The organism is Paenibacillus sp. BR1-192 (assembly GCF_029542445.1).
In the GTDB taxonomy this organism is placed as follows: domain Bacteria; phylum Bacillota; class Bacilli; order Paenibacillales; family Paenibacillaceae; genus Paenibacillus_AQ; species Paenibacillus_AQ lautus_A.
Genome location: NZ_CP120718.1, coordinates 2,837,667 through 2,860,775, shown reverse-complemented (window position 1 = coordinate 2,860,775; position 23,109 = coordinate 2,837,667). Strand labels below are relative to the sequence as shown.

The following is a 23,109-nucleotide window of genomic DNA, read 5'->3' as shown; positions in this document are numbered from 1 at the left end:
CTGTTACATGACGCGTTTAAACATTTTCTCCAAATCGTATGCCGAGAACGAAACCACGATCGGTCGTCCGTGCGGACAGGTGTAAGGCTGCCGGCAGGCGCCCAAACGCTGGATCAACGTCATCGCCTCCTGCTCCGTCAGCTTCTGGTTGGCTTTGATGGAAGCCTTGCACGAACACATGATCGATGAGGTTTCTCTCAGCTTGGCTATATCGATATTGCGCTCATTCAGCACCCATTCGGCCATCTCTTCGATGATGGCCTTCTCTTCGCCTTTAGGGAACCAGAAGGGGTGCGAACGGACCAGGAAGGTATGGCCGCCAAAAAACTCCATATAAACGCCGACCTTCTCGAACCAATGCAGCCGTTCCTTTACTTTCTCCGATTCCGAGGGCGTGAATTCCAGCGTGATCGGCAGGAGCAGCTCCTGCGATGCGTCCGCCGGGTTGCCGAACTGCTCGTAGTAATACTCGTAGTTAATCCGCTCATGCGCGGCATGCTGATCGATCAGATACAGACCGGTATCATTCTGCGCAATGAGATAGGTGCCGTGATGCTGGCCGATAAGCGTTAGCTCCGGAAAAGGCGGAATTTCGGGAGCCGGCCCTGAAACGGCCTGCAACCACTCCTTCGTCACGGCAGGGATTCCCGCACCTCCCCTGGCCTCATTGCGGTAATCGCTCCGATACGAAGACGAAGCGGCCGTCTCACGCATCTGCGAAGCTGCGGCTGTTTCTGCTGTTCCGTCCCCGTAAGAACGCTTGATACCGGTTGGAGACGGTGCAAGGGTCTGCTTATCAGGCCACGCTGCAGGCGGCGTTGGAAGCGGCGTGTTTCCTCCCGCGGATCGCTCGTCGCTGCCTGGGATCTCAAGATCCCGATCCTGCCCGCCGCGGTCCGCTCCGACATGGCCCTGCGCCTGTGGAAATGACAGCTGTTCCTGGATATAAGCATTGTCGCTTTTGCCGATATTCTGTTTGGCCGGACGCGGAATGAGGATTTCCTGCTGCAGCACCTTGCGGACCTCTTCCTCCACGAAAGCGAACAGCTCCTGCTCTTTGCTGAACCGCACCTCCAGCTTGGAAGGATGCACATTCACATCGATCAACGAAGGATGCATGGACAGCTGAATGACGACGAGCGGAAACCGATTGATCGGCAGCAGCGTATGATAACCTCTCAATATCGCCTGCATTAACCCGTAGTTCCGGATATACCGCCCGTTTATGATGAGCGACATGCCGTTCCGGTTGGCCCGGGTATAGTCAGGACGGCTGATATACCCGCTTAACGTATAGTCCATATTCTCGGCTGCGAACGGCAGCATGGCTTTGGCCGATTGGGTGCCGTATACAGCCGCTATGACCTGAAGGGCATCGCCGTTGCCCAGCGTCTGCAGCAGCGAGTTCCCGTTATGCCGGAGCGTAAAAGCGATATCGGGCCGGGAAAGCGCCAAACGGTACATATAATCGGATATATGCCCTAATTCGGTCTGGATCGTTTTCATATATTTCAGCCTTGCCGGCGTATTGTAAAACAATTCCTTCACGAGGAAATCCGTTCCTCTGGGCGCGGCCGTCTCTTCGTTCACTCGCAGATGGCCGCCTTCGATTTCGATCTTCCGTCCGCGGCCATCCTGGGCATTGGAGGTAACCAGGCGCACCTTCGATACGGCTGCTATGGACGGCAGGGCTTCCCCCGGAAACCAAGGCTGGTGATCTGAAACAGATCGCGGCCCTCGGCAATTTTGCTTGTCGCATGGCGATAAAAAGCCGTTTCGCAATCCTCCGGATCAATGCCCGCGCCGTTATCCGTCACGCGAATGCTGTCCAGTCCGCCCTCTTCGACCGAGACGTCGATCTTGGTGCTCCCGGCATCAATGGCGTTCTCGACCAGCTCCTTGACAACGGAGGCAGGCCGTTCCACCACCTCGCCGGCAGCAATCTGGTTTGCAATATGCTCGTCCAAAATCCGAATAATCCCCATTGTTCCTACCTCCGTTCCTTTTCATTCCCATGCAGACATCACATATCCTTCGCTTGAAGCTTCAGGTCATTCAGGAACTGCATCGCCTGAAGCGGCGTCATGTTCATGACGTCGGCACCTTTGACGGCATCTATGATGCTCTTAACAGCAGGATCGTGAACAGCTTCTTGCGGAGAAGAGTGCTGATCCTTGCCCATCTTGGCGTTCCGGGATTCAGGCACTTCCTCCTCGTCGAAAATGGAGAGCTGCACCACGCCGCCTTTCGGGTCTGCTCCGTTCAGGCTGCCGGCATACGGCATCGTCTCTTCACGGAATTCGTGCAAAGCTTCCGGACCGCTGCGTCTCACATCCGAAGAGGCATCGGACGCTGGCTCCTTCCGATGGACCGCGATCCCTTGCTCCGATGCCACTGCGGCCAGGGAAGCCATCTCCAGGCCCTGCAGCAGCCCATAAGCGCGATCAATGATACTGCCGGGCAAACCTGCCAGTCTGGCACAATAAATGCCATAGCTGCTGTCCGCCGCGCCAGGGATCAGCTTGCGGAGAAAATGCACCTTGTCGCCGCTTTCCTGAACCGCCATGGAATAATTCTTAAGCCCGCCAAGGCTCTCCTGAAGGTGAGCCAGCTCATGGAAATGGGTCGATACCAATGCCTTGCAGCCGATATGATCATGCACGTATTCAATCACGGCTTGCGCAATGGCCATGCCTTCACTCGTGGACGTACCGCGCCCAAGCTCATCAATGATGATCAGGCTGCGTGGCGTCGCTTTTTCCGTCATCACCTGGATATCCGCCATTTCCACCATGAAGGTGCTCTGACCGCCGATCAGGTCGTCGGCGGCGCCGATGCGAGTAAAGATCCGGTCGACCAGCGGGATAACCGCCCGCTCCGCCGGGACAAAGCAGCCCATCTGCGCCAAAATGGATAATAGAGCCACCTGGCGCATGTACGTGCTTTTGCCGGCCATATTCGGACCCGTTATGAGCAGGATCGAAGATCCGTCCTTGCGTAAATCCGTTCCGTTGGCGATAAACGACGAATCCTTCATGACGGCTTCCACCACCGGATGACGGCCGCCTTCAACGATATAATCATAGCCCTCGCTCAGCTCCGGCTTGACGAACCGGTACTCTGCGCTGACGGCAGCCAGCGACTGATAGACGTCAATCTCGGCGATGCGTTCGGCGAGTTTCTGCAGCCGGCTCACTTGGGTATTCAGCTTATCCCTCAGCTCGGTAAAGAGCGCATACTCCAGATCCACCATTTTCTCCTGGGCTTCCAGGATCAGTCCTTCTTTCTCCTTCAGTTCGGGCGTGACGTAACGCTCCGCGTTGGCCAGCGTCTGCTTGCGCTCATAGCGGCCTTCCGGCAGGGATGACAGATTGGATTTGGTGACCTCGATATAATAACCGAACACCTTGTTATAACCGATCTTCAATGACTTGATCCCGGTAGCGGCACGTTCCTTGGCCTCCAGCTCGGCGATCCAGCGTTTGCCGCTGGTGCTCGCTTCCCGAAACTCATCCAGCCGTTCGTGGTACCCCGGCTTGATGATTCCTCCGTCGCGAACAGACACCGGCGGCTCATCCACAATCGCATTCTCGATCAGTTCGCACAGATCGTCGCAAACATCGGTATCCGCTGCCACGCGCCGCAGCGTCTCGGAAGGCGACTGGGCACACAGCTCCTTCAGGGAAGGAATTTGCCGCAATGACAGCTTGAGCGCATTCAAATCGCGTCCGTTGGCGCTGCCGAACGCGATCCGGCCGACCAGCCGCTCCAAATCGTAAATTTCTTTCAGCGCCATCCGCAAATCTTCGCGCAGTATGTACTGGTTATACAAATGCTCGACGGCCTCCAGCCGCTCCTCGATCCGGCTTCGGGACAGCAGCGGTTTATCGATTCTCCGCCGCAGGAGTCTGGCTCCCATGGAGGTTTCCGTACGATCCAGAAGCCATAGGAGCGAGCCTTTCTTCGAGCGTTCACGAACCGTCTCGACCAGCTCCAGATTCCGCCTGGTGAACGGATCCAGAACCATGTATTGTCCCGGCTCGTAGGAAGCGATTTGAGTCAGCTGCCCCAGCGACCGTTTCTGCGTCTCGCTTAAATACGAGATGAGCAGGGATACGCAGGCTCTTCTCTCCTCTTCGAGGCGGGCCCATGCCGCTTCTCCGAATTGGGTCCGAACCAATGCGTCTTCTCTTCGATCCCAGGCCGTATATACGATATTTCGGCTGCCCGGCAGCGCCTGCGATGAGATGATCCCAAGCAGCGATGCATCCCCGATAATTTCGGAAGGCTCATAAATGCCAATCTCGTCCCTCAGCCATTCCTCCGATGAAGGCACCGACGTCACATAGAGCTCGCCGGTGGACAAATCGCATGCGGATAAGGACATGAAGCCGCCCGCTTCCGTTACGCACACCATGTAATTGTTCGATTTGTCGTGAACGACCTTGCCGTCCATGATGGTCCCCGGCGTGACGACCCTGACGATTTCCCGCCGCACCATGCCTTTGGTGACCGAAGCATCCTCCATCTGTTCGCAGATGGCGACTTTGTACCCCTTTTCAATCAACCGTTGGATATAACCTTCAGCGGAATGATAAGGAACCCCGCACATCGGTATTTTCTCTGCACCGCCGCCTTCGCGGCCGGTCAGCGTAATCTCCAATTCCTTCGACGCAAGGATCGCGTCATCGAAAAACATTTCGTAAAAATCGCCCAAGCGGAAAAAAAGAAACGCATCGCGCGCTTGTTCTTTGACTTTCAAATATTGTTCAATCATCGGCGTATATTTAGCCATGACGTACCTCCATTACCTTTCTAGCTTGACCTCCATTATAACAGAAATTGACCGCAAGGCATCACGGCTTGGTTGGAATATTCCACAGCGGCCGGATATCCCTGCTCTCATCCCAGGTTCGCCCCCTCTCCATGTGCGCTACAGCCCGTTCGATTTCACGGGCGAAATCCGGGTACTCCGGCAGTGCCGACAGATCCCTGTGCCAGCCTGCAATACACTCTTTGAGCACGGATTTATCGCCTTCGTAATAGGCACGGTGATACCGTTCGGTGTTTAACGGCCTCCCCGGCAGGCGATCGCTGTAGCGGGCAGCCAGGTAAGCAACGCCAAGCGACACCTTCGCGACGAGCGGCGAGACGAGAAAACTGGGCAGCGTACGGTATTCAAACCCGCCGTAAGGCTGCCTGCGGAAATCCCCAAGGAAACCGTAACGGGGCCTCCGCAGACGCCCGTTGGGGTCTTCGAGAAGCGCCAGCGGCAGAGCCACATAATTATCCAGGGTCTGAAGAAGAGACAGGGACAGCGGCACGCCGCTGAAGTGAATATGGCCTCCCAGCGGAAAATCGCCATAAGGCAGGGCGCCTGCCTTCCATGCCAGTGAACGATCCTGAATCAGGAGATGAGCTTCGCGCAGAGCTTTTTGCATTTCAAGCAGCAATTCCTTCGGATTCGCCTTGGGCGACGGCCTGAGCTCGGCAATAGGATAAATCACCTCGCCCCGTAAACGAACGGCATCGCTTCCGACCGTCCCGCCGCGTTCCATAAATTCGGATGCAAACACGATGTCTCCGTTATCCTTCATCAGGACAAACTCCGGATCCATGCCCATGAGTAACGATGAAACAAGAGAAGAATCGCCTTCTTCGTTGTTAGCAGGGTACCCTTCCGTCCGCCGTGACCGCTGACCCTTGGCACTCATTACGGCTTTGCTGCGGTCAGCTGGCATGCGGACATCCTCCACTACGTATCTTCGACCGGGGAGGGCCGTAATGATGACCTCCCCTTCATCGACGCCCAGCGTGTACAGCGACCGCAGGGCCGCTTTCTCCAATCTTCGATGCAGGCCATCTTCATATCTTCCGCTCTCGGGATCGGGCATGAACACCGCTTCGCTGCCGCCCATCTGATGTTGGCGGATCTTGGCTGCAGCCAGCCGGTCGACATGCACCGCGTACCTGGCGGCGTAACGTTTCTCCTCGACTGAACCCGAATTCAATCCACACGGAATCCCGGATCGGATCAACCGTGCTTGCGCCATGAGCAAAGCAGATCCATGAAGCGACACATATTTTTTTCGGCCGCCGGTCGTACGATCATTCTAGCCATCCCCATTCCCCCTGCAAATAAAAATAAAAAAGAGGGCATCCGCCCTCCGCAAAGCTGCCCTCGCTGCATATGCTAAGATTATAATCATTCCTACAGGAGGGTTAACTTACAGTTCATCCTCCAGACCTTCGTAATCTTCGTAATCATCGACGTCGTCTCCCAGGACGTAGTCGAATTCTTTGTCTTCGTAGTCGCCGTGAGGGTAGCTGCATACTTTGACAACGACCTTCGTTTCGGCTACCAGTTCCACCGCATACTCTCTCTCTACCCGCAGAATGACGCTCGTGCCATTCGAGGATACGCTGGCCTCGACGCAGCTCGGCTCCTGCGTCGCTTCAGCCGAAACCTCCACCGTGGATGCACGATGCTTCGGATCCAGATAGGATAGAGGCACGCGTTCTACATACGATACCGTTTCTTTCGCCACATCGGTCTGCGAATTTTTGTCATAGGAATACCAGATGTTTACATCGTAAGTACCAATAACTTCAATTCCGTCTCCGGCGGCAACCGCCTCGTACTGATGGTTTATAATCCAAGCCCCCAAAATACTGGTCGGATTATTAGGCGGAGTCACGGTATGTGTTACGGTAGAGAACTTACGACCCTTGCCGCAGATCGCCTTCGTGATGATTTCTCTACATTGGTGTTTATGACTCAATGACATCTTCGAACCTCCTCCATACAATCATTCCATACATGTGTATGCAAGACATGGGCGAATGTTGAATGAAGTGGTCCAAATAAATTCATATGATGCTAAAAATATCAGATTTATTTTTGAAAATCGCTAAGCTATACGGCCGAATCCGCGCGCTTCTGCGGTTTTTTCGCCGTGGGCGCTTTATACTTTTTCGAGATATTCAAATAGTATTCCAGCTCGTGGCAGAGCTGCAATATCGCAGAACGGACCTCGAATTCCTCGCGGGTCGTCGGGAGCTCCATCTCCTTGAACCTGTCCTCCAGCTCAATCAGCAGACCTTCGGACTTCCCCGTATAGCCTTCGGCAACGACATCCTGGCTTAACTGATCGAAAATTTCAGCCGTCAGCACGCCGTGCGGAAGCCGCTCGTACACCTGGGAGATCTGATGCATCATGCTCTGGATATTCTCCATCTGTTCCTTACGCATATAAAAATAGATGTTCCAGGAGCCGTCCGGATGAATCATCTGGTTCTCCGAAGCCCGCTTTGCTTCCTCTATCCCTTTTTCGATCTGCCGATTGGCCTCGATCAGCTCTTTTCCGTCCCATATATGTTCGGGGTTTCGAAGCGTCAGCGAGAAATGATGGAAAATGACAGAGAAAAGCCCGTCCACCTTGCGGCGGATCTCCATCATCGCCCCCTCGCTGTTCGGCATATAAACCAGATTCACGAGCATAGCCGACCCGAGGCCGATAATCAGGAGTTCGATTTGCGTGAGCAATATGCCGAGTCCGATCTCTTCCCCCTGAAACACCCGAAACACCACAACCGAACTGGTCACGATGCCTTCCTTGAAATTAGCCCTCGATATCGCGGGAAATGCAAGCAATATGTACAAGGCCAGCACCCAGTAATGAAAACCGAGAAAATAAAATAAAATGCACGCCAGTACAAGTCCCAGCAATGACGCAAAAAATCGGGACGATATGGAGCGCACGCTCCGTTTGCGCGTAACGTCAACGCCGAGTATAGCAAGAAGACCGGCGGACGTAGCCCCCGGTATGTTCAAAGCATCTGTAATTAAAATGGCAAGCAGGCTGGCCGCTGCTGTTTTGATGACACGAAATCCCATGTGATGAAGAGCCTCCAGGCGAGTTGTTGATGGCTATATCTGCTTCTTTATCATGTTAGCCGCATATATAAGGTATCTTCATCCTAGCTTATTTTTATGCCGTTAACAACCATGCCTGACGCCGCAGGTGATGCCTGCTTAGCGATGGGTCAACAATTTCCTTTCTATATATACCACGATTTGATACATGGCCGTTGCAACAACGGCAATGATGAGCAGACTCGATAACACGAGCGTGAAGTTGAATACCTGAAAACCGTACATAATCAAGTAACCGAGACCCGATTTGGCAACCAAAAATTCGCCGACGATGACGCCCACCCATGCCATGCCCACGTTAACCTTGAGGGTCGATACGATCGCGGGATAGGAAGCCGGCAAGATGACCCGTTGAAATACTTGGCGCTTGGTTCCGCCGAACGTGCGGACGACCTTGATCAGATTGGAATCCACCTCGTTAAAGCTATTGTATACGACGAGCGTGGTCACAATGACCGTAATGGATAGCGTAGTGACGACAATGGCAGTAAAGCCGGCGCCGAACATCACGATGAATATGGGACCCAGCGCCACTTTCGGCATGCTGTTGAACACGACCATATAAGGATCCAGCACTTTATTGAGAAACGGGGACCACCAGATCAATACGGCCATCAGCGTGCCAACGAGCGTGCCGAGCAGGAATCCGACAACCGTCTCCCCTACCGTGACCCCCAGGTGTCCCCATAACTCCCCGCTGATCATGTTATCCCATATGTTCGCGAAGATTTTGGTGGGGTAGCTGAACAGCAGCACGTCGATCCATTTGAATCTGCCCGCCGCTTCCCACCAGATAAAGAACAGCAGCAGCAGGCTGAGCTGAACGGTCAGTACCCGGTTTTGCATGCTTTTCTTTCGCTTCATGTGGTTTGCATAGATATTCTGGAGCCAGCCCTTCGAAGAAGAAGCTGACGGCTCATCCCTTGATGTCATAGGCTTCACTCCTTCCCGATCGTTTGCATTTCGCCCCAGATTTCATGAAACAATTCATTGAACCCCGGCTCCTTGCGAGCAAAAAACGGCTGCGCCCGGCGGATGTTGTCGGGGATATCAAACAAACGATGAACCCGCCCGGGATTACGGTTCAAGAGAATGACCCGGTCGCTCATCGCAATCGCTTCGGATAAATCATGAGTGACCAGGATGGCCGTCTTTCCCCGCTCCTTCAAGGTTTCCACGATCAAATCCTCAAGCTGCAGCTTCGTCTGGTAGTCCAGCGCGGAGAAAGGTTCATCCAGCAGCAGCAGTCCCGGATCCGTAGCTAAGGTCCTGACGAGCGCTACCCGCTGCCTCATCCCGCCCGACAGCTGCGCCGGATACAGATTACCGCTCTCCCCGAGCCCCATCTCCCTGAGCAGATTCCCTACCACGCTTCGGCTTTGCGGATTCAGCCTTTCCGTCAATTCCAATCCGATCAAGGCGTTATCCATGATGGTGCGCCAAGGAAATAAATAGTCCTGCTGCAGCATGTACCCGACTTCAGGCGACGGTCCGTTTACCGGTTTGCCGTTTACGTAAGCAGCCCCTTTGGAGGGGGCAAGCAGGCCGGCAATGACGGACAAGATGGTCGTTTTCCCGCAGCCGCTAGGCCCTACCAGACTGATGAACTCCCCCGGCTCCACCTTCAAATGAATTCCTTCCACAGCCAGAGAGGCTTCCCGATCGGTGACATATACATGAGCGATATCATTCAATTCAACTACCGGTACCATGGTGCTCTCTCCTTTCGTTCTATGGATCAGGAGTACGTGATTATTTAGCTTGTTTGGCTTTTTCGGCAAAGCTGTTGTTGACGATGGCATCCGGCGCTACCCGTTCCTTCAGTTCCCCGGCTTGCTCCATCACGTCCAGCAGATTGTTCCACTCCGCCTCATCCACGATCGGATCGCTGGCATAACTGCCCTGCTCTTTGTAGCGCTTGACCGAGGACACCACGATATCGCGGTCGCTGTCTTTAAAATAAGGCAGGATCGCATCCGCGATATCTTCGGGGCTGCTCGCATCCACCCATTGCTGTGCCTTGTACAGGGCGTTCGTAAACTTCTGCACCGTGGCATCGTTCTTGTCGATATAGCTTTGCTTTGTCATAAACACGGTGTACGGCAGATGCCCGCTTTCTACGCCAAAGGAAGCCACCACCTTGCCACGGCCTTCTTTTTCAAATATGGAGGCCTGCGGCTCAAAGAGCTGGACAAACTCACCCGTACCGGAAGCATACGCCGATGCAATGTTCGCAAAATCGATGTTCTGAATCAGCTCCAGGTCCGCATGCGGATCGATTCCTTTTTTTGCGGAGCGTAAACTCGCCTGCCATCTGCGGCATTCCGCCCTTACGCTGACCGAGGAATACTTTGCCCTTCAGGCTGTTCCAGTCAAAATCACCCGATCCATCCCTGGCCATCAGAAACGTGCCGTCCGTCTGCGTCACCTGCCCGAAATTGATGACCGGGTCTTCAGACCCCTGTTGGTACACGTAAATCGAAGTTTCCGAGCCGACAAGCGCCACGTCGATGGCACCGGACAGCAGAGCCGTCATCGTCTTGTCTCCGCCCGGGGTCGTCTGCAGCTCGACATCCAGCCCCTCTTCCTTGAAAAATCCCTTCTCCAATGCGACATACTGCGGCGCATAGAAGATCGAACGCGTCACTTCGCCGATCTTGACCTTCGTGGCCGATCCGCCGCCCCCGCACCCGGCAAGCGCAACTCCGCAGACCAGAAGCAAGGATAATGCCAGCCCCCACCATTTTCGACGCTTCATTCGATAACCCTCCATTCCCATAGACCCAATGTTTATTTTTCAGCATATGCAAGCGTCAGCCCAAAGGTTAAACGCCTGGTTAGAGCATGCCGGCAAATTTGGTTTGGCTCCACTTACGCAGGGAACGAATAAAAAGGACCCGGTTTCAAAACTCTTCCGAATAAAAAAAGCGCAGCCTCTCGGGCTGCGCTTCTCGTGATTATGACAGTTTGTAGATCTCTTTATATTTCTCTTCGAGATAATCGGCCAGATAATCCGGATTCAGTTCTTCACCGGTGACGCGTTCGATGATCTCGGACGGCTTCTCGCTCTTTCCGTATTTGTATACCTTGTCCGTCAGCCACTCCTTGATCGGAGCCAGGTTCCCGGCTTCGATGAGCTGGTCCAGATTCGGCAGCTCTTTGCGCATGGTGTGCAGCATCTGGGCCGCGTACATGTTGCCAAGGGAGTACGAGGCGAAATACCCGAAATCCCCGCCGGACCAGTGAACGTCCTGAAGCACGCCCATCCCATCGTTCGGCGGCATAATACCGAGGTATTCTTTATACTTCGCGTTCCAGGTCTCCGGAAGATCCTTCACCGCCAAACCTTCGTTAAAGAGTTTCTTCTCGATCTCATAACGAATGATGATGTGCAGGTTATACGTAAGCTCATCCGCTTCGATGCGAATCAGGGAGTTCTCCACCTTGTTCGCGGCCAGGTAGAAGTCCTCTACGTCCACGTCCTTCAACTGTTCCGGGAAGTGCTGCTGCAAATCCGCGAAATAACGGCGCCAGAACGGACGGCTGCGGCCGATCATATTTTCCCACAAACGGGATTGGGATTCATGGATGCCCATGGAGGTACCGCCGGAGAGCGGTGTCCCCGCGAGCTCCTTGTCGATATTCTGCTCGTAAAGGGCATGGCCTCCCTCGTGCAGGGAACTGAATACCGCGCTCAGCACATCGTCCGGTAGATACATGGTCGTAATCCGCACGTCTCCCGGGTTCAAGCCCGTGGCAAATGGATGCACGCTCTCGTCCAAGCGTCCCGCTTCAAAGTCGTAGCCCATCTGCTCCAGCAGGAACAAGCTGAATTTCTCCTGCTGTTCTTTCGGAAACAGCTGCTTCAAGAAGTCTGCTTTCGGCTTGAAGGGCGATTCCTGGATCGCATGCACCAGCGGTACCAAACGCGCTTTCAAGCGGTCAAAGATGGCATCCACCTTTTCCACCGTTAAATCCGGCTCATACATATCAAGGAGCGTATCGTATCTGGTGTTTTTCACGCCCCAATAATCAATAAACTCTTGCTTGAACGCAACGATCTTCGTTAAGTAAGGTTCGAAGCCTTCAAAATCGCTGTTCTTTTTCGCTTCCTCCCACTTCGTCTCCGATTGGGCGGCGAGAATGGAATATTCCTGGAAGCGCTCAGGCGGGATGGACTTGCTCTGGTCGTATACCTTGCGCACTTCTTCAATCATGCGGCGTTTGCGATCATCTAACTGCTCAGCCTGTTCCGGCTTGGCAAAGAAAGACAACAGCTCTCCCATCTCTTCCGATATTTGCAGTTTAAATGCTTCTGTGGAGAGAACCCCGATCGTTTCCGAGCGGATCTCGGTTCCTTTGCGCGGAGCGCCTGTCCGTAAATCCCAATGAAGTAGGCCAATAGCTTCGTAGTAACTCATGATTTTGCGAACCAATCGTTCAAATTGTTCCCATTGCTGTAAATGTTGTACTGCCATACCGGCACACCTTCTTTTTTTATGATAGGATTCTTGTTTACTCTATTGATGATACTTTTTACAAGGTATATAATCAACTTCCAGAAAGAATAAATAACAATCTACATATAAAGGAGTGTCAGGATGCCGTGAATATTCAACTTACCCCGCAAGCCGAGCTGAAGCTGCAGGACAAACTCGGGGACAAGCCGGGTGCAATCAGGCTGATCTATGACACGGAGGGATGCGGATGTGCCGTCAACGGCGTCCCAGGCCTGCGTATTGTAGATGAGCCGACGCCGGATGATCTTGCTGTCGAAACGGACAGCCCGGTAACGTTTATCGTGAACCGCAAGCAAGCTGTTTTTTTTGAAGAGAAGATGAAACTCGATGCCGATCCGGCCGCATACGCCTTCCGTCTGGACAGCAGCGGACAGCATTACGGCACCAATATCCTGGTAGTGGATACCAGAGCGTAAGCAGCAGCATTCTAAATGAATAATAGATACACAAAAGGAGAGAAAAATCGATGGAAAAACACCTTAACAGCATACTGGAACACAATCGCAGCTTTGTAGAGAATAAAGAATACGAATCCTATCTGACAGGGCGTTTTCCTGAGAAGAAACTCGTGATCATCACCTGTATGGACACGCGCTTGGTCGAACTTCTGCCGAAAGCGATGAATTTCAAGAATGGCGATGTCAAAATCATCAAAAACGCCGGCGCAATCATTTCCCAGCCTTTCGGGAGCGTGATGCGGAGCGTCATGGTTGCGCTGTACGAGCTTCACGCGGAAGAAGTCATCGTTGTGGGCCACTACGAATGCGGCATGGCATCCCTGAACGCAGAGGATATGATCCAGCATATGAGAGACCGCGGCATTTCCGATGAAGTGCTGTCCACGCTGGAAAACTCCGGCATCCGGTTATCCAAATGGCTTCGCGGTTTCGATAACATTACGGACGGCGTAAAAAATACGGTCAGCCTGATTAAAAACCACCCGCTCCTTCCTCCAAACGTACCCGTCCATGGCATGGTCATCGACCCCAACACCGGTGCGCTTGATCTCGTCGTGGAAGGATACGAGAACGAATAAATCAACCAAAGTCAAATGGAAGCACAAACGCGCACGCGTTTGTGCTTTTTTAGTCACAATTTTGCCAAAAGCAGAGAGAAAGCCCCCTCCCCGGTTGTCAAACCATACAGTTTCAGTGTACACTTTTTATCAACCGGACCGATAGGCGGATTATCATTCCTGCCTTGGCGTCCACGATATGCGTTTCAAAGGGAGTTATGTCCATGAATACGTTGTCATACGGCTTGTTAGGATTACTAGCAAGAAGAGAATCATCAGGATACGATTTGATGCTTCGCATACAGCCTTTTTGGCAAGCCAAACACAGTCAGATCTATCCGCTGCTGTCCGGCATGGAGGAGAAACAGCTGTTGTCCTCGCACTGGGTTCAGCAAAGCGATAAACCGGACAAAAAAATTTATGCGATTACAGACAAAGGCATGCAGAAGCTGCGTGAATGGATGTACCAACCGATTGCGCCTGCAGTCACCAAGGATGAGCTTTCTCTTCGAACCTTTTGCCTGTGGTTGACGGAGATCGGCATCGCCGTCGATATTTTCGAGGACCGCAGAATCGGGTATCTGGAGAAAAAGCGTTACTATGAGCAGATTTTAGCGGGGATTCCGGAGGACACCCGCGAGATCGGAAGCAAGGCGTTCAGCAATTATGTGCTCGCTACCAAAGGACTGATGATGGCTGAAACCGAGCTGAAATGGTGCGATTGGGTTCTGGAATTACTGAGACAGCAGCAACGCGCTACAGCCTCAAACCATGGCCGCACAAATTTTGAAACCCTATCGTGACTCGTCCGTATTACTCTTTATACTCTAAATTAACTGGGAGGTTCGACAGAACACGATGAAAAAAGTATTGACGATTCTAGTAGCGATTACACTGTTCTTTGTAGCGCTGACGCCTGATTCCGCAGATGCCAGAAGAGGTGGCGGAGGTTTCAAATCCGGATCCAAGTCATACAACAGCACTCCGAAAAAGAATGATACCAATAATGTGCAACAAACGAACAACCGATCCAATACAGGGGCAGCCGCTAACACGAAAAAACCAGGATTTTTTAGCGGTGGCAGCTTGATGAAAGGACTTATGATCGGCGGTCTGGCCGGATTGCTCTTCGGCAGCATGTTCGCCGGCATGGGCTTCATGGGCGAAATTATGGGATTGCTCATTAACCTGATCGCAATCTGGGCTTTGATTATGATCGTTATGGCTGTTGTACGTGCCGTGAAGAATCGTCGTAAACAAAACGAGCCTCGCGACAACAACAATCACAATAACCGGTACTAATCCATGGTTCTAAGCATGGACGAAATCGTCAATGCGGTCTGCCTTCACCAAGCAGAACGCAGAGGCGTCAAACCAACGGACGTATCACTTGAGCTTAGCTGGGACGAAGATACGGGATATACGGCCGAAGTATGGGTCAACGGAAGAACTCAGTATTTGATTGAGGCCAACCTCATCGAGGCCATTCTCCGCTACCTTCACTCCGAGTACAATATCCGCGCATACAGCGAGCAGGTAAGACTTGAGCTGGAAGATGAAATTATTGCCATTGTTCAGCAATAAGGCTATGAATTATATAAAAGCAGCCCTTCGCCATGAACTGTGACCCAGTTTGTGGACAGTTTGAAATAAACCGCCTAGAGCTTAGCTAGCAAGCAGATGACCTCTGAATCCATCGGGGGTCATCTTTTTTAATGTCCACTGGTATCGTTCTGAGTTGTAGTAGCTTATGTACTCCTTCACTCGCACTCTCACTTCATCAATAGTTTGGCAATCGCTAAAATCAACGTCGTCTTTCAAGTGACCGAAGAATGATTCCATGGGAGCGTTGTCCCAGCAATTGCCTTTGCGCGACATCGACTGCTTAAATCCTGCCTCAGCCATAAGAAGACGAGTTTTAGGATGCGTGTAGTGCATCCCTTGGTCGGAGTGCAGGATCGCTTCTGGATGAATGTTTCCATCTAATCGCTCTAAAAGACCCTGTATTGTCCGCTCGACAATCGGAAGCTCGAGTGTTGCTGCCACGCTGTCGGCAAGGATCTGCCTGGTCGCCCCGTCCTTCACACAGGAAAGGTATGCCCAGCGTCCGCTTCCATAGCGCAAATAAGTGATGTCAGTGAGAAACACTTTCTCAGGTTCACCTTGGTCAAACTTTCTCTTCAGCAGGTTCGGGCATGTCTTGTGCTCTTGAGTTGCCTTAGCCATCTTGCGGTAGGGGTTCGCCTGACGGATTACGGCCACCAAACCTGCCTTTCCCATAAGTCGGCGAATCTTCTTGTGGTTCATGACAACGCCGCTTATCTGTTCCAGCCGCATCTTAATCACAAGCGCACCTGCTTTGCCGCAAAGCGCGTCAAAGTGCTGCTTGATGAGAAGGATGTCCTGCTCGTCCGCAGCCGCACGAAGTTCACGATCTTCTTCCGCTCCCAGCCACCTGTAATAGCCGCTTGGACTTACTTCCACGAGTTCGCACAGATAGCGTGTCATTCGTTTCAGGGCATATGCCCGAATGGTGCGATTTATGATCTCATAGCGCTCAGAGGGCGTCAGCGTTTCTTCTTCTGCCGCTCGAGCGCTTCGAGCTTTTTTAGCATGTCCACTTGAGCTTCAAGCAGTTTGATCTGGGCCCTAGCCCGTTTCAATTCTTCTTCTGCTGACAACTGACCGGCTGGCTTGCGCCCTGTACTGCTCTTACCGCGCCGCTCTGTAGCCAATCCTTCCTCACCGTACAGCTCGAAGGTTTCACGCCACCGTTTTAAGCTGTCTTTGGGCTTCTTATGACCAATAATGTCCAGGTCGAAGCCGGCACGAATAAAGATTTCTGAAGGTGTCTGCCCCTGCTTGTAGGCTTTCAGCGCCTCCAGCTTGAATGCAGGTGTGTATGTAATGGCCGCCTCGGTCACATGATGTACGTTTGGATTCTCCTCAAGCTTCCTCATTTGCTCCTCGGTAAAGAGTACCCGTTTCAACTTCCCCATTTCGTATCACTCCTCGTCACATACCTTGATTAAAACACAAATGACCCACAAGAAGTCACTTTTTTCAAAGTGTCCATCTTATGGGTCACAGTTCATGTGCGAGGGGCTGCTTTTTGGATTACCAACATGAAGATCCGTTCGTACACCGCATGAAGTATCCGTCCAAGAAAAGCACTTCAACCATATCTGCGCCTTCTTCTATTAGTTATACGAGTTATACGAACGCCATAATGATTAGCTTCGCTTAGTCTTTACCTGCGTTTCTGCCCGGATTAGGCGAATCAAGCTCTTTCCGCTTGCCCTCCTTAAGCCATTCCTCATACTGTTCACCGATCTGAAGAAAGGAATTTATTGATCATATCCTTCATTTCTTGGATCTCATCCTAGGCATACTTCAAAAGGGTGGTTGCATTATCCACCTTGTATTTTTGCAGAAGCTTGAGATAACGAAGCAGTTTAGTCCCTATGTAAGATTCGTTCGTGCTCTCTTAAACTGTTTGGGATATGACCTGCAGCAAAAACGATACTGAACATAAACAACAGGATGGAATGCAAAACCACCGAACCAGCCAGAAAATAAAGGACCGGAGTTATCGCTAGTGGTACCGGAATCCCCATAACCGGCTTGAATAACAGCCCATAATCCCTGTCGTTCAAAAAGTATCGGCACCATCCCCCATAGTATAGCAATAGCGCTAGAATCATTACGATGAGCGAGATGATTTCGTACCCGTGCCGGAGCTGCACCGCAAAAAATAAAGGGACGATCATGGTCCCGATTCGCCCGATCCCTTCGGCCGCCGTGAAGATCAAGCGGGGATTGGGCCGACCGGACATGTTATGCGGCGCGCGTCTAACGAACAAGAGATTAGGAAGCAGAACCATAAAAGGCACGAAGAGGCTCACTGGATGAAACAAACCGTTTCCTCCTTTACTAGTGAAGCAGTACTTTAGCTTGCTCGTCTACTCCCCATTATACGATTCAATGAGAAACTAAGCGGAGCGTCCCCTTACCGCATTTTTAAACAGGTCCCGATTGATCGTAAACCGTTTCATCGTTATTCTCCACCATGATGTTGTCCCGCCAACCCGTAAAAGAACAGCTCCATCAAGCTCTCCATGCTGATGGCGAATTCGCGGTTAGCCGAATCCCAGCGCCGGCCGAGCTCATTCATGAACATCGTGAAGAACAGCATCGTCGCCTCTTCGGTTTGCTCCTTATCGATATAACCTTCTTGTTTCCCGAGTGCAACAAACTTCATGAAAAAGCCTTTAATCTTCTGCTCACTTTCCTGCCGAATCTTCAGATCGATGCTGTGATCTTCAAAAGCTTGAATTCGACGAAACTCTTCCGACAAGAAGGTCAAATTATTAGCTTCCAACAGCATGATTGCTTTGGTCTTCTCCGGGAATGACAGGTCGGATTCCAGGATACGGTCATACTCCGCCAACTGCTTGTCCATCCAATTCATGATCATATCAAGATAAAGCTGATCTTTGGTTCCGAAATAGTTGTATATCGTCGCTGGAGACACTCCTGCCTGTTGGGCGATTTCGTTCACGCTGACCTTTTGGTAACCATGCCTTGTAAATAGCTGGAATGCGGCATCGAAGACCTGTTCGATTTTTAGCTGCTTTCTTCGTTCATACCCGTTCATATGTTCTTCACCTCAATTGAAGTATATATTAAGTTTTAGAGTAATTCAATTTATTCACTATAAAACAATTGACAATCACCTATTTGGAGTTATATTGTTTTTATAGTAAATCAATTCAAATACTACATAATTTAATTTAAATCACAAAAGAAATGAGTGTGTTACGTGATGAAAATCGTAAAGATTCCTTCGATTCTGCATGATGTTTTTGGTGAAAAGCAGTCCGTTGGCTCTATTCTGGTCATCCTGCTGTTCGGTGGACTTCTAACCATCGCGGTGAGCTTCATTTATCCTGAAATCACAAACTCTTTGCCTATATGGCGCAGTGCCCTTGCCTTATTGCTTATCTTCGATATATTCGCCGGCTGCATTGCCAATTTCACAATCTCAACCAGTAATTTCTACGCGTCCCGAAAAACGAATCGGACAGTGTTCCTTGCGATACATGTGCATATCATCATGATTGCGCTTCTACTCCATACCGATATCGGGTATGCCGTCGGTATATGGGCATATACCATCGCTGGAGCTGTGACCGTGAATGCGCTGATAGGGAAATCATCGCAGCGATTTATAGGAGGCTTGCTCCTTTCGATCGGCATAGGGGTTACGTTCTTGCTGTCCAGCATCCAGCCCTACATGTTATTGGCCGGCACCCTGTTTATGCTGAAAGTATTGTACAGCTTTGCTGTCGATCATTATGGCAAAGCAGTAGAGAAATCATGAACATTCCATGCAGAGTATCCAAGCTGACCCAAGCAGATAAAATCTTATTTTCATCCATTATGAACCGGGCATTTGCCCGGGATCCTTTGTTTCTGCATGCATTTGGCGATCCAGAGCTTGATCGTGAATCAAGCAGCAGAGCGGCTGCATTTGTCTCCTTCATGTTTGATAAAAGCTTTCTGCTGCATGAAGAAATATGGGGCTATTATGAAAACGAAATCTTGCTCGGTACCTTCATAGTAGAGAAACCCGGCATAAGCAAGCTTAAGCGTTTGAAGGGCGCTTTTTTGCTGATTGGAAGACTCTTGCCGTTGTTATTCCAACTCCCAGTCAAAACATTGAGATTCCTGAATGCCTATATGGACATTACGAGATCGGCTGCTCCTTTTTCTCCGCACCATTATCTCATTATGATCGGAGTGAATCCGGAGGTCCAAGGCAGGGGAATTGGAACAGCAATGCTGCGGCACCTGCTTCAAGTGGTTAATTCGGATCACAATTCACATGGAATCGCGCTCGATACTGAAAATAAGGAGAATGTAAATTTGTATCAAAGATGGGGATTTGTTTTGAGGCATGAAGAAAAAATCAACGCCCTGACCTTGTATTGCATGTTCTATCAGAAAGACGATTTTTAATGACGGAGCCGTTCGTCCATTCTATATCGGGCGTCATTGACCTTCGCCATGAGATTGTCGATAATAGTAGAATAAGTTCACTATCTACAAGGGATTGGAGCTATGTAATGAAATATCATAATCTGGAAGAATGCATCATTGATTTGGAGAAACATGGGCATTTGGTTCGTATACATGAAGAGGTCGATCCTCATTTGGAAATGGCGGCCATACATATGAAGGTTTATGAGGCAGGCGGCCCGGCACTCCTGTTTGAGAATGTAAAAGGTTCAAGGTTTCGTGCGGTATCCAACCTGTTCGGCACGATCGAGCGCAGCAAATTCATTTTTCGGGAAACCTTCGAATCAACGCAAGACGTTATCGCGCTGCGCAACGATCCGATGAAGGCGCTCAAAAATCCTTTTAAATATATCGGAACGGGACTGGCAGCTAAATCTGCACTGCCGATCAAAAAAACAGGTACCCTGCCACCCGGATTTCAGGAAATCCAAATTTCCGATCTGCCGCTCATTAAGCACTGGAAGGACGACGGCGGCGCTTTCGTCACGCTGCCCCAAGTGTATTCCGAAGACCCGGAGAAGCCGGGCGTGATGAATTCCAATCTGGGCATGTACCGGGTTCAGCTCACAGGCAATGAATATGAAATGAACAAGGAAGTCGGCATCCATTACCAAATCCACCGGGGTATCGGCATCCATCAAGCGAAGGCGAATAAGCTGGGTCAGCCGCTGAAAGTGAGCTGTTTTATCGGGGGGCCCCCTGCCCATACGATTTCTGCGGTTATGCCTCTGCCGGAAGGCATGAGCGAGCTTACCTTTGCCGGACTGCTGTCGGGACGACATTTCCGGTACAGCTATGTGGATGGTTACTGCATCAGCCACGATGCGGATTTTGTTATTACGGGAGAGATCCATCCCGGCGAAACCAAGCCCGAGGGACCTTTTGGCGATCATCTGGGTTATTACAGCCTGGTCCATCCGTTTCCCGTCATGCGAGTGCATAAAGTCTATGCCAAGCAGCAGGCCATCTATCCGTTTACGGTCGTCGGGAGACCGCCGCAGGAAGATACGTCCTTCGGTGAGCTGATTCATGAGCTGACCGGCGGGGCGATCCGGCAAGAAATTCCGGGGGTCAAGGAAGTCCATGCGGTTGATGCTGCCGGGGTACACCCCCTGCTCTTTGCCATCGGCAGCGAACGGTATACCCCATATCAACAAGTAAAGCAGCCGGCTGAGCTTCTCACCATCTCCAACCGGATACTGGGCACGGGCCAATTAAGCTTGGCCAAGTATTTATTCATTGCAGCTGAAGAGAACCAGCCTTTAAGCACGCATCGCATCGAGGACTTCTTGACCTATATATTGGAACGCATCGATCTGCAACGAGACATCCATTTTCAGACCAATACCACGATCGATACGCTCGATTATTCCGGAACCGGACTCAACACCGGCAGCAAGGTCGTATTTGCGGCGGTCGGGGATAAAAAAAGGGATTTGTGCCAAGCGGTGCCTGAGGCGTTAACGGATCTTCCCGGGTATGCGCCTGCAAAATGGATCATGCCCGGCATTGTCGCCATCCAGGGAGCCCCCTTTACGAGTTATTCCGAAGTGGCGCAGGAGATGTCGAGCCTTAGCGATGCCATCCGGGAACGAGGTTCGCTTCCTTCCTGCCCGATGATCATTCTGTGCGATGACAGTGAATTCATGAGCGCAACGCTCAACAATTTTCTCTGGGCAACCTTTACGCGCAGCAATCCTTCCCATGACATTCACGGCGTGAACAGCCGCTATGAGCACAAGCATTGGGGCTGCGACACGGTCATTATCGATGCCCGCACGAAACCGCACCAAGCCCCTCCGTTGATACCGGACGCGGAGGTTGAACGCAGCATCCAGCGTTTGTTTGCGAACGGCGGCAGCTTAAGCCGCATTTCGCTGCGTTAAAAGCTCAGAACCGCGGGTTAGCTGTATAAGGAAGTGAAGGGATAAAATTGTAAAAAGGACTGGTCCAACGTCCATTTGACTTTGCGACCAGCCCTTTATTTTTTTATGGAAACAACACGCGAATTCCGTGAAATCCACTTCTCTTTATCAATACATCTTATATAATGAAATCTAATCCATATTAGCCAATACGGTTTATCCAAGGAGGGAAATCATGTTTCCAGAACTAGAGACTCAACGATTAAGGCTGCGTGAAATCCGGCTTCAGGATGCCGAGGCGATCTACAGCTGCTTCTCGCATGAGCAGGTGACCCGCTATTACGGTCAAGACACGTTGACCAGCCCCGAGCAAGCTCGTCGATTCATTGAGCTGTTCGCTAACAACTACGCAGAGCAGCGCGGGATTCGATGGGGCATCGAAAGGAAAGATAGGCAAGGCCTGATCGGGACGATCGGATATAACGCATGGTCCCCACGGCATAGAAGAGCAGAAATCGGATATGAGCTCCATCCCGACTTCTGGAGGCAAGGATATGCCAGCGAAGCGGCCTCCGCCATCCTGGCATATGGATTTCAGGAGCTTGGCCTAACCCGCATCGGTGCCGTCGTTTTTATGGAGAACCAGGCTTCCCACGCACTGCTGGCCAAGCTCGGATTCGAAGCGGAAGGAACCCTGCGCCAGTATATCTATCAGAACGGCACGGCACACGATACGCGGGTGTATTCATTGTTACAAGGCTAGCGGAGCTAAGCTTGCGCGCTTCCAAACCTATTCCTTCGCATCCAGAAAAGGCTTGTTCACAAAATAATACATAAAGCCCATTAATAGAACGCCGCCGATCAAATTGCCGAACGTTACCGGAATCAGATTATGCAATACGCCATCAAACGAAATCGTGCCCGGATGATTCAGCACGAGCGCAATGGCAAAGGTGCACATGTTCGCCACGCTGTGCTCGTATCCGGAGATGAAAAAGCAGAAAACAAACAGCATCATGGCAAACATTTTGGCTCCGTCGCCCTTCAGGGACATGGGGATGAAAAAGGCAAGGCATACGAGCCAGTTGCACAGAATCGCTCTAAAAAACAGCTGCATCGTCGGGGTGGTCATTTTGTGTTCCACCACATTGAGCAGAAATCCGTTCACGGAGGAATCGGTGAATAATCCCGTTAAGAAAATCAACAGCGCAAACGTGCAGGCCCCCAGGATGTTTCCTGCATAACTGAAGATCCACAGCTTGACTACTTCCAGCCACTTTAATTTCTTGCGGAGAGCGGCATACGTGTAATAAAACGTGTTCCCTGTAAACAAATCCCCTCCCCCGTACGCGATCAGGATAATCGCCGCGCCAAACGTAAGGGCAGCCATCGGATAAGTCAGCGGGGAATGCTCCAGATAAAAAAAGTTGCCCGTCTTAAAAGCGACAATGACGCCAAAGCCGATAAACATGCTGGCGAGCATGGAGCGGGCGATGTAGCGCAGCTGGCTTTGTTTAAAAATTTTGTGTTTTTTGAGAGCAAGCTGCTCCACCTTGAGTAAGGATTCGGTTTCCATAATTCCTCCTGAAAAAGTCGGTTCTATATAGATTACACGATTTTTCCAAAAATTCATATCACCTCTGTACTATTACCCCATTTTCAGAATAACGCTCAGGCCATGGACGGATTCAT

The 23,109-nt window shown here is 51.3% G+C and carries 21 protein-coding genes and 2 pseudogenes; 9 read left to right on the top strand and 14 right to left on the bottom strand.

Features of this window, described 5'->3' with window-relative positions; translation table 11 throughout:
• Positions 1 to 3: 3 nt before the first annotated feature.
• From mutL to P0X86_RS12725, 9 genes and pseudogenes are all read right to left on the bottom strand, one after another.
• Positions 4 to 1,985, bottom strand: a pseudogene (mutL, locus tag P0X86_RS12765) (DNA mismatch repair endonuclease MutL).
• Positions 1,986 to 2,023: 38 nt separating this feature from the next.
• On the bottom strand, positions 2,024 to 4,795 hold the full coding sequence (mutS, locus tag P0X86_RS12760; protein ID WP_277748611.1) for a DNA mismatch repair protein MutS: 2,772 nt from the start codon (positions 4,793 to 4,795) through the stop codon (positions 2,024 to 2,026).
• 61 nt (positions 4,796 to 4,856) lie between these two features.
• Complete coding sequence (locus P0X86_RS12755) at positions 4,857 to 6,011, bottom strand: putative amidoligase domain-containing protein (protein ID WP_277748610.1); 1,155 nt, start codon at positions 6,009 to 6,011, stop codon at positions 4,857 to 4,859.
• A gap of 216 nt (positions 6,012 to 6,227) precedes the next feature.
• A complete protein-coding gene (locus tag P0X86_RS12750; RefSeq protein WP_015734653.1) occupies positions 6,228 to 6,788 on the bottom strand; it encodes an outer spore coat protein CotE in 561 nt (186 codons plus the stop codon).
• Positions 6,789 to 6,916: 128 nt separating this feature from the next.
• Positions 6,917 to 7,897 (bottom strand): aromatic acid exporter family protein, encoded by a 981-nt coding sequence (locus P0X86_RS12745; protein WP_192572413.1) that lies wholly within the window; start codon positions 7,895 to 7,897, stop codon positions 6,917 to 6,919.
• A 138-nt stretch (positions 7,898 to 8,035) separates the two neighbouring features.
• Positions 8,036 to 8,869 (bottom strand): ABC transporter permease, encoded by an 834-nt coding sequence (locus P0X86_RS12740; RefSeq protein ID WP_015734651.1) that lies wholly within the window; start codon positions 8,867 to 8,869, stop codon positions 8,036 to 8,038.
• Between the two features lie 5 nt (positions 8,870 to 8,874).
• A complete protein-coding gene (locus tag P0X86_RS12735; protein WP_015734650.1) occupies positions 8,875 to 9,648 on the bottom strand; it encodes an ABC transporter ATP-binding protein in 774 nt (257 codons plus the stop codon).
• Between the two features lie 40 nt (positions 9,649 to 9,688).
• A pseudogene (locus P0X86_RS12730) lies at positions 9,689 to 10,694 on the bottom strand (ABC transporter substrate-binding protein).
• A 199-nt stretch (positions 10,695 to 10,893) separates the two neighbouring features.
• On the bottom strand, positions 10,894 to 12,414 hold the full coding sequence (locus P0X86_RS12725) for a carboxypeptidase M32 (protein ID WP_096773359.1): 1,521 nt from the start codon (positions 12,412 to 12,414) through the stop codon (positions 10,894 to 10,896).
• Positions 12,415 to 12,542: 128 nt separating this feature from the next.
• Here P0X86_RS12725 and P0X86_RS12720 point away from each other — a divergent pair, with 128 nt between their 5' ends.
• The 5 genes from P0X86_RS12720 to P0X86_RS12700 all read left to right on the top strand — a co-directional run bounded on the left by P0X86_RS12720 (position 12,543) and on the right by P0X86_RS12700 (position 15,055).
• Positions 12,543 to 12,872 carry an iron-sulfur cluster biosynthesis family protein gene (locus P0X86_RS12720; protein ID WP_277748609.1) on the top strand — a complete coding sequence of 110 codons (330 nt, stop codon included), beginning with the start codon at positions 12,543 to 12,545 and terminating at the stop codon, positions 12,870 to 12,872.
• A 50-nt stretch (positions 12,873 to 12,922) separates the two neighbouring features.
• Positions 12,923 to 13,492 carry a beta-class carbonic anhydrase gene (locus tag P0X86_RS12715; RefSeq protein ID WP_009591389.1) on the top strand — a complete coding sequence of 190 codons (570 nt, stop codon included), beginning with the start codon at positions 12,923 to 12,925 and terminating at the stop codon, positions 13,490 to 13,492.
• A gap of 203 nt (positions 13,493 to 13,695) precedes the next feature.
• Positions 13,696 to 14,274: a PadR family transcriptional regulator gene (locus P0X86_RS12710; RefSeq protein WP_096773357.1), complete on the top strand. Its 579-nt coding sequence runs from the start codon at positions 13,696 to 13,698 to the stop codon at positions 14,272 to 14,274.
• Positions 14,275 to 14,329: 55 nt separating this feature from the next.
• Positions 14,330 to 14,773: a hypothetical protein gene (locus P0X86_RS12705; RefSeq protein ID WP_277748608.1), complete on the top strand. Its 444-nt coding sequence runs from the start codon at positions 14,330 to 14,332 to the stop codon at positions 14,771 to 14,773.
• Positions 14,774 to 14,776: 3 nt separating this feature from the next.
• A complete protein-coding gene (locus P0X86_RS12700; RefSeq protein ID WP_009591356.1) occupies positions 14,777 to 15,055 on the top strand; it encodes a YxcD family protein in 279 nt (92 codons plus the stop codon).
• Between the two features lie 81 nt (positions 15,056 to 15,136).
• Here P0X86_RS12700 and P0X86_RS12695 read toward each other — a convergent pair whose 3' ends face one another.
• From P0X86_RS12695 to P0X86_RS12680, 4 genes are all read right to left on the bottom strand, one after another.
• On the bottom strand, positions 15,137 to 16,003 hold the full coding sequence (locus tag P0X86_RS12695; protein ID WP_277749030.1) for an IS3 family transposase: 867 nt from the start codon (positions 16,001 to 16,003) through the stop codon (positions 15,137 to 15,139).
• 35 nt (positions 16,004 to 16,038) lie between these two features.
• The gene (locus tag P0X86_RS12690; protein ID WP_235613217.1) at positions 16,039 to 16,470 is read right to left on the bottom strand and encodes an HTH domain-containing protein; all 432 of its coding nucleotides are present in this window, start codon (positions 16,468 to 16,470) and stop codon (positions 16,039 to 16,041) included.
• Between the two features lie 456 nt (positions 16,471 to 16,926).
• Positions 16,927 to 17,388, bottom strand: a complete 462-nt coding sequence (locus P0X86_RS12685) for a hypothetical protein (RefSeq protein ID WP_277748607.1) — start codon at positions 17,386 to 17,388, stop codon at positions 16,927 to 16,929.
• 140 nt (positions 17,389 to 17,528) lie between these two features.
• Positions 17,529 to 18,128 carry a TetR/AcrR family transcriptional regulator gene (locus P0X86_RS12680; protein ID WP_277748606.1) on the bottom strand — a complete coding sequence of 200 codons (600 nt, stop codon included), beginning with the start codon at positions 18,126 to 18,128 and terminating at the stop codon, positions 17,529 to 17,531.
• A 168-nt stretch (positions 18,129 to 18,296) separates the two neighbouring features.
• Here P0X86_RS12680 and P0X86_RS12675 point away from each other — a divergent pair, with 168 nt between their 5' ends.
• From P0X86_RS12675 to P0X86_RS12660, 4 genes are all read left to right on the top strand, one after another.
• Positions 18,297 to 18,854, top strand: coding sequence for a hypothetical protein (locus P0X86_RS12675; RefSeq protein ID WP_096773354.1), 558 nt, complete (start codon positions 18,297 to 18,299; stop codon positions 18,852 to 18,854).
• Positions 18,851 to 19,492 carry a GNAT family N-acetyltransferase gene (locus P0X86_RS12670; protein WP_277748605.1) on the top strand — a complete coding sequence of 214 codons (642 nt, stop codon included), beginning with the start codon at positions 18,851 to 18,853 and terminating at the stop codon, positions 19,490 to 19,492. The genes P0X86_RS12675 and P0X86_RS12670 overlap by 4 nt, the downstream gene beginning before the upstream one ends.
• A 107-nt stretch (positions 19,493 to 19,599) precedes the next feature.
• Positions 19,600 to 21,438 (top strand): UbiD family decarboxylase, encoded by a 1,839-nt coding sequence (locus P0X86_RS12665; RefSeq protein WP_277748604.1) that lies wholly within the window; start codon positions 19,600 to 19,602, stop codon positions 21,436 to 21,438.
• Positions 21,439 to 21,652: 214 nt separating this feature from the next.
• A complete protein-coding gene (locus P0X86_RS12660; RefSeq protein ID WP_096773351.1) occupies positions 21,653 to 22,180 on the top strand; it encodes a GNAT family N-acetyltransferase in 528 nt (175 codons plus the stop codon).
• Positions 22,181 to 22,207: 27 nt separating this feature from the next.
• Here the strand turns inward: P0X86_RS12660 and P0X86_RS12655 are convergent, their stop codons facing one another.
• Entirely contained in the window at positions 22,208 to 22,993 is a 786-nt protein-coding gene (locus tag P0X86_RS12655; RefSeq protein ID WP_213577864.1) for a formate/nitrite transporter family protein, read from the bottom strand.
• Positions 22,994 to 23,109 lie beyond the last annotated feature (116 nt).